The following is a 12,236-nucleotide window of genomic DNA, read 5'->3' on the forward strand; positions in this document are numbered from 1 at the left end:
TGTTCCAGATCTTGTCCTTTTTAAATCATAATCCAAAAAGGAGAGATTTCAGCATGTCCACAAACCAATTAAACGAGGATCGCATTTCAATCATGTCCAATTTTTCAGGAAGTAAAAAAGTCTATGTGGAAGGCTCAAGATCTGATATCCAAGTTCCAATGCGGGAGATTGAGTTGAGCCCAACGACGGGAAGTTTTGGTGAAGAAGAAAATCCGCCTGTTCGGGTATATGACACAAGTGGTCCTTACACAGATCCCAGTTATTCGGTTGATATTACAAAAGGTCTTCCTGCTCTACGAAGTGCTTGGATTCGGGAACGCATGGATGTAGAGGAATACGAGGGACGAGAAATTAAACCGGAGGATAATGGATATCAAGACCAGAGTGATCCCCGTGCTAACCATAAAGTGTTTCCCGGTCTAAAGCGGAACCCATTGCGGGCAAAACATGGTAAGAATGTCACCCAACTTCATTATGCCAAAAAGGGGATCATCACTCCGGAAATGGAGTTTATCGCTATCCGCGAAAAGATGGATCCGGAATTTGTGCGGAGTGAAGTAGCGAGAGGGAGGGCCATCATTCCGGCGAACATTAATCATCTCGAATCAGAGCCAATGATTATTGGGCGTAATTTTCATGTGAAAATTAATGCGAATATCGGGAACTCGGCAGTATCTTCTTCTATTGAGGAAGAAGTGGAAAAAATGACATGGGCTACACGCTGGGGAGCTGATACAATTATGGATCTTTCGACCGGAAAAAACATCCATACGACGAGGGAATGGATTATTCGTAATTCCGCTGTTCCTGTTGGGACTGTCCCCATTTATCAGGCACTAGAAAAAGTAAACGGGGTCGCTGAAGATCTGACTTGGGAAGTTTTTCGCGATACCCTGATCGAACAAGCTGAGCAAGGGGTGGACTATTTCACGATTCATGCTGGCGTTCTGTTACGCTATGTTCCCTTAACAGCGAAGCGGTTAACCGGGATTGTATCCCGTGGGGGTTCGATTATGGCACAATGGTGTTTATATCATCACCAAGAAAACTTTTTATACACACACTTTGAGGAAATCTGTGGAATTATGAAAACCTATGATGTGGCTTTCTCTTTAGGGGATGGGCTGCGTCCAGGTTCGATTGCAGATGCCAATGACGAAGCACAGTTTGCCGAATTGGAAACCTTGGGTGAATTAACGAAAATTGCGTGGAAGCATGATGTCCAGGTGATGGTGGAAGGACCAGGACATGTGCCGATGCATCTAATTAAAGAAAACATGGAGAAGCAGTTAGAGGTATGTCAAGAAGCCCCATTCTATACCCTTGGGCCGCTAACAACAGATATTGCACCTGGTTATGACCATATTACATCGGCGATCGGAGCGGCGATGATAGGCTGGTATGGGACAGCGATGCTTTGTTATGTTACGCCGAAGGAACATTTAGGTCTGCCCAATCGCAATGATGTTCGAGAAGGCGTGATCACCTATAAAATTGCTGCCCATGCGGCGGACTTGGCAAAGGGTCACCCGGGAGCACAGACAAGAGATAATGCCTTATCCAAAGCCCGTTTTGAATTCCGTTGGCGCGATCAGTTCAACCTTTCCCTGGATCCGGAGCGGGCTGTCGAATATCACGATGAAACGCTACCTGCGGAAGGAGCAAAAACTGCCCATTTTTGTTCCATGTGTGGACCGAAATTTTGTAGTATGAGAATCTCTCAAGACATCCGCGAATATGCGAAAGAAAACAGTCTGGATACAATGAATGCAATTGAAAAAGGTATGCAGGAAAAGGCAGCAGAGTTTAAAGAATCTGGTGGCAAGATTTACAAGTAAATTAACCCGCGAGGAGGCTATTTGCATGGAGATCCAAGAGATTGAAGAGGAGATTCGTAAATTGCAGAACCGGCTTGATGAATTAAAAAATGAAGTAAATGAAATTCAGAGGGATTGCGATCACCGATATCAAGGGGGGCTGCTTTACGAAACTTGTATCAAGTGTCATAAAGTCAATGCGTTGTATTATTAGTTCTAAAAAAATGAAGGACCGCCCTTAGCGGCAGTCCTTCCAACTAATTCAAATATACAGTTTGATTTTCTGCATCCCAGTTAACTGTCGCGCCAAGTGCTTCGGATAGGACTCGTAATGGCAAATAGACACGTCCATCCTTCATGACAGCTGGGCTATCCATTTGCAAAAATACTCCGCCAACATTCATCACCCAGCCGCCGACTGGTACAGAGATCGCTTTTCCGTCTTTTAAGATGCTTACAATTTGGTCTTCGGGATCCCATCCAACAATGGCTCCAAAAGCTTCGGCTGCCGCACGAACGGGTAATTGGGTTCGTCCATTCTGGTCAATGAAAGGAGCAGCATCTGAAGTCTTCTCTTGTCCATTGACTGTATAGGACTTCGACCCAATCACAAAAACAGCAGAGTTCATGATGTTCCCATTTTTCGGGATCACGACTTTAGCAACAGCTATGCTGCCTGCCACATCTGTTTCATCTGTCTGAATCATGGATCCATTTACTTTGACTAACAACTCTCCTTCAGGAACCGTGCGGTCCACTGTTACTTTTAAACCTTTTAGGGTAATCGCAGAAGGCGTTGTGCTCGCCGATTTGACTGGAATTTGAATATACCAGTGACCGGATGAATCCTTGTCAATTGTCGCATCGGAAGAGGCAAGCACCAGGTCTCCGTCAACCGCAATTTGGGATGGATCGATCGATGTCGGTTTAACCCCGGAATCAAAAGTAAAGCGAATCGCAGGTTCCTCGCCAGTTGTACTGATTGCACCTGCTACAGACTCCTTGACAACAATATCACTAATCGTTTGATCTTGAACCCCGCCTTGAACAGGTTTTAGGAATGATCCATCTAATCCGAGTGAAATCGGTGGAAGCACTTGAGCTACAACCCCGGCATCTCCAGAAACATCAGCTGTCCCGCTAAGGATTGCATGGACGTCCGTTGGAGTTGTATCCGCAGGAATGTCTACTAGGCCTTTTTCTAACACCAATTTTGCCCCTTTGGTTCCATTGGAGACATTTTTAATGGTGGCTTTGATGGCGTTGCCGGAACTGCCGACAAGTTCCCACCCGCTTTTTCCAATCGTTTGATCAAGTTCAAGCCCTTGCAAATTCGATAAATTGGCTGCAATTTGCGGAGGCCCCACCAATTGACCTTGTTCATCGACTGCCCATTTTACGCCACCGGTTAATTCAATGCGAATCGTACCGCCGGCACGCATGGATCCCGGTGCATTTTCCTCGATAACGAGCTGCCCAATTTCCGTATGATTAGTATCCTGTGCTCCGGAATGGCCAGAGAGGATGATGTTCGCTTGATCAGCCGATACGGTTGTGTTGTAATCTGTATAGTTCCCAACGACGAATGAAGAAGTGTCTGTCGAGCTTGGACCGCTTACTTCTACACTAATTTCGCCGAAATGAGCTGTGGTTGAATCCACTGCCTGGATTTCCGCTTGATTAATTGTAAAATAGCTGGCCGTCTTTGTTGCATTCGGAACTTCAATAATTAGTTCTCTGCGGTCATTGGAGGGAATGGCCTTCATTTGCCCCACGGCACCACTATCCCCATCAACAAAGTTGATACTGTATTGGTCTTTGGTCCATTCAAATCCGTAAGGGAGTACAAGCTTAATACTTTCACTTCCAGATTTAAAGGCACCAGGAATATCTTCTTTAAAGCGAATGGTTTTTAACGTTCCGCTGCCGCTTACCGGAATGGTGACGCCTGAGTCAACGGAGACAGAAACAAGACCCACACCTTTGTTTGCTACCGTAATGGTCTCGTCTTTAAACGTACTTCCTATTTTCCCTTCAATCACAGCTTGAATCGTGGAATCCGTATTACCTGGAACAAAAACACTGCCCAAACTAATTTTTAGCATTGTATCTGCATCGGCATTCACAGTGGCTGCTTTTGATGGATTTTTTACAACGATCTTTAATTCATTGGAGTTTGTCAAATATACGGAAACATGGTTCGCCGCACCATCGTTCCAAGGGTCTGAGCTTCCTCCTACAACTTGAATTAAAGGTTCAGTCGTACCATCGGGTTTCGTCACTACGGCACCCGCAATATCTATATTGCTGCTAGTGGCAGCAGGAATATTTATTTTAAAATCAGTTGGCAAACGTAAGAAAAAGAAATCTTGTTGGTCCAAATCAGCAATGGCTACTTTTACTTTAACATCGCCAAGGTCCTTGTAATCTGTGCCAGATGCGCTCGCATCAACGGTTTGCACACCAATTACACTAAACATCGTTGCCGCATTGGCAGGAATCGGAGCTGCCAAATAGGCTAGCAACGCCGCAGTAGTAAGAACGGAGGCTATTTTGGATAAACGTAACATGTTTTATTCCTCCATCTATTAGTTTTGAACAGACAAGAAATAATTTATCACGAATGGAGGGGCAATTTCATTAGTGAAATGATGGAATTTAGGTGTATATTTAGATGGAAAATATTACATCCCAGTGGTACTATAGCCCTATAACTTTTAAGAAGGATGGGTTTATTGGATGAAAAACAGCCTAAGATTTAAAATGATTGCCATCTTTTCAACTATCGTATTGCTTACCTGTATCTCTTTTGCATATCTCAGTTATATTTCTTCGGTAAAGCTGGCGAAGGATTCTTTAGCCCATTTAGCAGGAAATATTTCTGTGCAGGCAGCAAAAACCATTGATCTCAACAAGTACCAAAAGGAAATATTGATTCAGGATGGGGAAACGGATTACTACAAAGAATTGCGCACGGAATTGAATGATATTAGGGAAAAAACAGGTTTAACCTATTTATATACCATGGGGCGCGAACAAACAGGAAATGGGTTTAAATATTTTTATATGGTGGATGGCATGCCATTAGACGATCAGGAGGCTTCCCAGTTAGGGGATGAGGAAGATGCCAATACATATCCAAATATTGTTTCAGCATTTGAAACGGGGGAAATGCAAATTGAGGTTTCCGATACAGAAGAATATGGGGCACTTATTACGACATACCTACCGCTTAAGACCAGTTCGGGTGACGTGATCGGTATTTTGGGAGCGGACCTGGATGCTACGGAATTCTATGCACTGATGGATTCATATAAAAAGAAAATGGTGATTTCTACACTAGTCGTTTTACTCATTAGTTTCATTGTTGTTTATGGTTTTAGTTTATATTTGGTTAATCCAATAAAGTACTTAACAAACCAAGTTTCAAAAGTAGGGGAAGGCGATCTTTCGATTCACCTTCGTTCTAGAAGAACAGATGAAATCGGTACTTTGACAAACTCCATTCAAAAAATGATGGATGATCTTAAACAAATTATTCAGGGAATTAATCTTAATTCCATTGAATTAGTCAATGCCTCGAGCCAACTATTTGCCGGTGCAAATGAGGTGAAAGAAGGAAACCATCAGATTGCTGTGACAATGAACGAGTTGTCAAATGGGGCGGAAAGTCAAGCGGGGTCTGCTAATCAGGTTTCACAGACGATGCAGCTTTTTACCCGCCAAATTCAAGAAGCAAGTGGTCAAGGAATGGAACTTAATGTTGCCTCAGGGAAGGTTTTGAACCTCACAAATAATGGTTTTCATTTAATGAGCGAATCAGAGCAACAATTTCGTTTGATCTACTTAGGGGTTAAAGAATCGATTGAAAAGGTTAAAGGATTGGATTTGCGTTCGAAGGAAATTTCGCAATTGATTCAGGTGATTCAGGATATTGCCAACCAAACCAACTTATTGGCACTCAATGCCGCGATTGAGGCAGCCCGTGCTGGAGAACATGGGAGGGGGTTTGCAGTTGTAGCAGACGAAGTTCGAAAATTAGCTGAACAAGTCACGGGTTCAATCGGGCACATTGTGGAGATTGTACAGGGCGTCCAAAAAGAGTCTAACGAAACGGTAGACGCCCTACAGCATAGCTATGCACAAGTAGCCGAAGGGACAGAGAAAATTAAAATAACTAGGGATACATTTAATGAGATCAATACTTCAATATTGAGTATCCAGGGACAAATAAAGAATATTTCCTATCGGCTAAATGAGATCTTTAAACAAAGTGAAGAAATTAATGAATCGCTGGAGAGTGTCGCAGCTATCGCTGAAGAATCATCTGCAGGGATGGAGGAGACCTCAGCTTCCGTTCAACAATCGGCAAGTGTCATGGAATCTATTGTAAAAGCATCCAATTCCGTCTCCAAATTGGCAGAACAGTTAAATCGGTCGGTGGAGCATTTTAAGTTGGTGGAAGATGAAGACCGGGCTCACGGATTCCGAGGGTGACTTTGATCATCATAAGGTTGATCATGATCAATCTCGTGGATTCCGAGAGTGACTCTGGTCATCATAAGGTCGATGATGACCAATCTCGCGAAATTCGAGAGTGACTTTGGTCATCATAAGGTCGATGATGACCAATCTTGTGAATTCCGAGAGTGACTCTGGTCATCATAAGGTCGATAATGACCAATCTTGTGAATTCCGAGAGTGACTCTGGTCATCATAAGGTCGATGATGACCAATCTCGTGGATTCCGAGGGTCAATATACCTCTTCATACAAAGAATCCCTGGAAAATTCGCCTTTCGATATATGATGATCTCCCCCTTTCTGAGGTAGGGGAACGGACCTAATTTGCACACCCTCAGGCCCAGTCCCACCATAATCCAAGCCCCTTACAGCACCCCAGCCAAACTGCCGCCTTTTACAAAAAACCGCTCAATCTGCTTTTCCACATCCGGGTCTTCGATTAATGGCGGTGCGTGATGTGGTTTGATCCGAGCATCGATGATCAGCTGATCACAGGACCAATGTTTGTTTTCATAATAACTATTGACCCCATAAATATCGTGCGATGGATTGCTTCGTGTAAAGGAGACCCACAGGAAGTTTTTCAACGTTGCACTGACAAACTCACTGTCATCACACAATATAATCATCGGACACGAAGAAACCACTCCTTTTTCTTGAAGAGCCTCACACAGTCCCCGCATTTGCTCCCGGGCATGATCATAATCTTTAAATTCATCACCTTGCAGTGCAACTACACCAGGCATCACCAAACGAGCTGGCCCATATCCGCGCAACTCACGCAAAACATCAGGCACTTCTGTGCATAAATCCCTTTTCTTATCCCCGTAAGCTGCAAAAACTACTTTGCTTCCACTATTTAATCCTGTTCCGGAATAATCCAATGTATCAATTGTCGTGTTCGTATAAAAGTGGATATCCCGACGTAAATCAATGCGTTCTAAAATATAACCTAGAAACTCCTCTTCCTGATGGGTATCCAATGGTTGTCTTTCTTCCGCTGTTATAAATAAATACTTGGCCAAGCTAAGTTGTCCAGTACCAAGAATACGATTTGCAATGGTCAGGATCTCTGCAGGCTGTTTCACCTGCTGATAAGGAGTATAGCGTTCACTGCCAATCGCAAACAATAAGGGATGCACACCCGCTGCATCAACAGCATGGACTTCTTTAACGCCGGGAATTTCTTGTTTGATGGCATCACCCGTTAATTGGTGGATCAACTCACCAAAAGAAGTGTCCTCCTGTGGAGGGCGGCCTACAACTGTAAATGGCCAGATGGCATTTGACCTCGCATACACTTTGTGGATTTTCATCACCGGAAACGGATGTGTCAAACTATAATACCCGAGGTGATCACCGAAAGGACCTTCTGGTTTCGTCTCACCCGGATGGATTTCTCCAGTAATCACAAAGTCGGCATCATGACTAATACAATACCCATCAACATAGCTGTATCGAAAACGCCTTCCAGAAAGCAACCCGGCAAATGTCATTTCGCTTAGACCCTCTGGTAGTGGCATGACAGCTGACAAGGTATGTGCAGGGGGACCACCGACAAAAATACTCACTTTGAGTGGACGGCCAAGTTTATTGGCTTTATCCTGATGAATCCCGATCCCGCGATGAATTTGATAATGCAGTCCAATCTCTTCATTTATTTTATATTCATTCCCATTCAATTGAACCCGGTACATCCCCAAATTGGAATTCATAATTCCCGGCTTTTCCGGATCTTCTGTGTACACTTGTGGCAGGGTGATAAAAGCTCCGCCATCCATTGGCCAATGTTGAATCAACGGAAGGTCACTGATCTGGATTTCATTTACGGCTAAAGAAGAACCTCCAGATTTTTTCGAAGGCAATGCTTTGGAAACAGCGATTCCCGTACGGATATATTTCAACGGATTTTTCAATGCTTTCATTGGGTCATTTCTTAGGGCCATGACATCATGAACGTCCTTCCAAGTGCTCCGAAAAATAAATTTGCTTCGTTCGATGGTGCCAAAAAGATTGGATATCGCCCGAAACTTTGATCCTTTTACATTTTCAAATAATAATGCAGGACCACCAGCTTCATACACCTTTAGATGTATAGCAGCCATTTCGAGATGGGGGTCGACCTCCTCGCGGATCCGAACCAGATGTCCATGCTTTTCCAAATTAACTACACATTCTTCCAAATTTCGATACATTCCCAGGCAACCTCCAACCTTATCTTCTTTATCTTAAAGTATATCAAAAGCAAAAATTATTGCATGTAAAGGAATGGGTTCACGCAAATTTCCTAATGGAAATATAGAGAACGTGTTATAATCTGATATGATAGGTGAGGAGGATAAGTTTTAAGAAAAGTGCACGGAGGAAAAAATGGAGAAAATGGCCAAAATTACTTTATCTAATACACGGAGTATTTCGACTCTACTTTCAGATTTAAGGTCCTTATTTAAAGCTCCAGTTTTAATTGCAAACGTTCTGCCTGTTTTAAGCGGATTCTGGCTAGCGATCTATTTTACTAATGCTTCCTTTATGGATCATTTGAATCTCTTTTTATTGACGATCGTTGGCAGTACAATTGTGATGGCTGGTGCTTTGGTTATAAACAACTGGTACGATGTAGATATAGATACCATTATGGAAAGAACGAAAAAACGCCCCACGGTAACAGGGCACTTTTCCCTAAACGCCGTTTTAACCATGGGAATTGTCCTTACTGTCCTTGGCTTTATTGTTTTACTTTTTACCACCATGGAAGCCACCATTTACGCCTTTATTGGATGGTTCACTTATGTTGTATTGTATACAATGTGGTCCAAACGGAGGTATTCCTTAAATACTGTCATTGGAAGTATCTCTGGAGCAGTGACCCCCCTGATTGGATGGACTGCGGTCACTTCAGGGTTTCACATTGTTCCAATTATCCTCTTTTTGATCATATTTATTTGGCAAATGCCGCATACCTTTGCGATTGCGATGAAAAAGTATGAAGAATACAAAGCTGCAAAAGTGGCGATGCTCCCAGTAGTTCATGGGTTTGCCATGACTAAACGGCAAGTATTTGTTTATGTCGCCTGTTTACTTCCTCTGCCATTTTATTTGGGCATGCTTGGGACAACCTTTATTGTGATTGCTACCATTCTAAATATCGGCTGGATCGTTCTCTGCATAAGCGGCTTTTTTATGAAAGATGATATGAAATGGGCTCAAATGATTTTTCTTTACTCGGTAAATTATCTCACTATTTTTTTCTTGTTGGTTATTATCGTTACATTGCCGCCCTTTCAATAGTGTTTAATCAAAAAAACCTGTGTACACCTTCGGTGTACGCAGGTTTTTTTATTGTTAAGACATATATTGTTTATTTTTCGTTCAAAAATTTGTCACACTTTTAGGCAGGTCTATTGTGATGCAACTCACATATTTGAGAAAGAGTTTCACTTACAATAGGGTCATGAAGAACAAGAGGAGGTTGAACATAGATGGAAGTTACAAGAACAGACCAAGTGGAAGAACTGGTTGAGGTTGAGGAGCACGAACATTCCCTAGTGGGTGCTGGAACCTTCATCTCTGTCGGAGTCGTTGGAGCAGTTATTTTATTAACCTATATCGTCCTATACGGACTGTATATGTCAAGAGTATAAAGAAGGGAGTTGTAAATAATGCATCGTTCTGAAAAAGTATGGCTTACACTAAGCTTTGGAATGATTATGCTATTCATGCTTGCGACCGGTTACCAATCCTATGCTTTAGAAATGGGACCACCAAGCAATATGGAAACCATTGATCCACAGAAAGTAGACCAAACGGCACCATTTGATAATCCTGGTGTGAAACAAATCGGGGATAACGAGTATGAAGTTGTCATGACATTGCAAGTGTTTAGTTTTAACCCAGGTAAACTTGAATTTCCAGCTGGATCCACTGTACATTTCACTTTGACTTCTAAAGACGTTGTACATGGTTTCCAGGTTGCTAATACAAACATCAACGCCATGGTTATGCCAGGGCATATTCAAAAGATCACACAAAAGTTTGATAAACCAGGCGAATATCTCGTTCTATGTAACGAATACTGTGGTGCAGGTCACCAAATGATGGCTACCACGATCACCGTGAAATAAAGGAGGGAAGATAAATGGCTACAGTACCGCATTCATTAAATGATAAATCAGTCACACGCTCATTTAAAGAAAAAACAGGTAAAATGTTGGGTGTTAACCCACAGGACGCAAAGTTTACTAAAACCTATATGTTTGTTGCCTTTGCAGCATTGTTACTTGGTGGAATTTTAGGTTTACTACAAGGGTTGAACCGTGCTGGTTTCATGGAATTATCTCCACAACATTACTACCAGGTATTAACTGCGCATGGTTTGCTTCTAGTTGTTGTATTTTCGGGATTCTTTTGTATTGGGTATTTCTATGCAGCGATGTCCCATACCTTAGGGGGACTGCTTCCGAAAGTTAGGAAGATGGCTTGGACTGGATTTGCCTTGAAGATCGCGGGATTTGTCTTGGCGGTTATTCCAATCTTGATGAATCAAGCGTCTGTTATGTATACTTTTTATCCGCCAATGGCCGCTTCACCTGTTTACTACATTGGTTTGGCTTTAATTGTTGTAGGGATTTGGCTATGTTGTTTTGGAGCTTTCATCCAGGTGGCAAATTGGAGAAAACAAAATCCTGGTAAACATGTTCCGATTCTTTCATTCTTTGCTACTGGTGTATTTGTCCTATTGTTCTTCGGAAGTGTTCCCGTAGCGATAGAAGTTCTAGTATTGGTTCTTCCATGGTCTTTAGGTTGGGTAGATACGATTAACGTTATGCTTTCACGTACTTTATTTTGGGCTTTTGGACACACTTATGTAAATATCTGGTATATGACAGCTGTTTCAGCATGGTATGTCGTGATACCAAAATTAATCGGTGGAAGAAGATGGAATGACACATTAACTCGTGTCGTTGTTATTGCTCTCGTTATTATGAATATTACCGGTGGATTCCATCACCAGATTATTGACCCAGGTATTGAAGAACCAATCAAATTTATGCACGTATTTATGAGTTTGGCTATTGGTTTCCCATCCTTGATGACTGCCTACGCAATGTTTGCTGTATTTGAACGTACGTCAAGAAGACAAGGTGGAAAAGGATTACTTGGCTGGTACAAAAAGATGCCTTGGGGCGATGTTCGCTTCTTAGCACCTATGATCGCTATGATCGGCTTTATCCCAGCAGGTGCAGGTGGTATCGCTCAAAGTACGAACCAATTGGATCAGGTTGTTCACAATTCATTATGGATCACAGGGCACTTCCACTTAACATTAGGGATCTCTGTTGCCCTTACCTTCTTCGGAATTAGTTACTGGTTGATCCCACACGTATCCAAACGTGTATTGACTCGCAAAATGAACAGATTTGGTGTTGTTCAAACCATTCTTTGGACAGTAGGTATGATCTTTATGTCAGGTGCTATGCATACCGTTGGTTTGTTTGGCTCACCTCGTCGAACAGCCTTTACAACTTACTTTGATAACGCAACAGCATTAAGCTGGAATCCTTACATGACATTAATCGGACTCGGTGCAATCCTATTGGTAATCGCCGCCGTTATGCAAGTGTATGCTGCATTCAACTTGATGTTCTTCGCACCAAAAGGTGAAGAGGAATTCCCAATCGCTGAAGCAGAAGTTGGTGACGTTACCGGGTATTGGACAGAGCGTTGGGGACTATGGGTGGCTCTTCTGATCATCGTCGTTGCAATGGCTTATGTCATCCCTCTTACAGACATGATCGTAAATGCACCTCCAGGATCACCACCATTCAAAACATGGTAATCAATCTTTTGATCTTGGGAAAATAACTAGTGATAAAGAGATAGCTCAAGGTGCGGCTAT

9 protein-coding genes are annotated in these 12,236 nt (G+C 42.6%); 7 read left to right on the forward strand and 2 right to left on the reverse strand.

What is annotated here, in order from left to right; all coding sequences use genetic code 11:
• The first annotated feature begins 53 nt into the window (after positions 1–53).
• Positions 54–1,838, forward strand: a complete 1,785-nt coding sequence (gene thiC / locus J2Z37_RS00560; protein WP_209807878.1) for a phosphomethylpyrimidine synthase ThiC — start codon at positions 54–56, stop codon at positions 1,836–1,838.
• A gap of 25 nt (positions 1,839–1,863) precedes the next feature.
• Complete coding sequence (locus J2Z37_RS00565; protein ID WP_209807880.1) at positions 1,864–2,031, forward strand: serine protease; 168 nt, start codon at positions 1,864–1,866, stop codon at positions 2,029–2,031.
• Between the two features lie 43 nt (positions 2,032–2,074).
• Here the strand turns inward: J2Z37_RS00565 and J2Z37_RS00570 are convergent, their stop codons facing one another.
• Complete coding sequence (locus J2Z37_RS00570; RefSeq protein ID WP_209807881.1) at positions 2,075–4,387, reverse strand: copper amine oxidase N-terminal domain-containing protein; 2,313 nt, start codon at positions 4,385–4,387, stop codon at positions 2,075–2,077.
• 169 nt (positions 4,388–4,556) lie between these two features.
• Here J2Z37_RS00570 and J2Z37_RS00575 point away from each other — a divergent pair, with 169 nt between their 5' ends.
• Positions 4,557–6,314, forward strand: coding sequence for a methyl-accepting chemotaxis protein (locus tag J2Z37_RS00575; RefSeq protein ID WP_209807883.1), 1,758 nt, complete (start codon positions 4,557–4,559; stop codon positions 6,312–6,314).
• Positions 6,315–6,705: 391 nt separating this feature from the next.
• Here J2Z37_RS00575 and J2Z37_RS00580 read toward each other — a convergent pair whose 3' ends face one another.
• Positions 6,706–8,535 (reverse strand): UbiD family decarboxylase, encoded by a 1,830-nt coding sequence (locus J2Z37_RS00580; protein ID WP_209807890.1) that lies wholly within the window; start codon positions 8,533–8,535, stop codon positions 6,706–6,708.
• 175 nt (positions 8,536–8,710) lie between these two features.
• Here J2Z37_RS00580 and cyoE point away from each other — a divergent pair, with 175 nt between their 5' ends.
• The 4 genes from cyoE (at position 8,711) to J2Z37_RS00600 (ending at position 12,176) form a co-directional block, all read left to right on the forward strand.
• Entirely contained in the window at positions 8,711–9,628 is a 918-nt protein-coding gene (gene cyoE / locus J2Z37_RS00585; RefSeq protein ID WP_209807893.1) for a heme o synthase, read from the forward strand.
• 191 nt (positions 9,629–9,819) lie between these two features.
• Entirely contained in the window at positions 9,820–9,981 is a 162-nt protein-coding gene (locus J2Z37_RS00590; protein WP_209807895.1) for a hypothetical protein, read from the forward strand.
• A gap of 18 nt (positions 9,982–9,999) precedes the next feature.
• Positions 10,000–10,461: a cytochrome c oxidase subunit II gene (locus tag J2Z37_RS00595; protein WP_209807897.1), complete on the forward strand. Its 462-nt coding sequence runs from the start codon at positions 10,000–10,002 to the stop codon at positions 10,459–10,461.
• A 14-nt stretch (positions 10,462–10,475) separates the two neighbouring features.
• Complete coding sequence (locus J2Z37_RS00600; RefSeq protein ID WP_209807899.1) at positions 10,476–12,176, forward strand: cbb3-type cytochrome c oxidase subunit I; 1,701 nt, start codon at positions 10,476–10,478, stop codon at positions 12,174–12,176.
• Positions 12,177–12,236 lie beyond the last annotated feature (60 nt).

Source organism: Ammoniphilus resinae (assembly GCF_017873965.1).
GTDB classification, from domain to species: Bacteria; Bacillota; Bacilli; order Aneurinibacillales; family RAOX-1; genus Ammoniphilus_A; species Ammoniphilus_A resinae.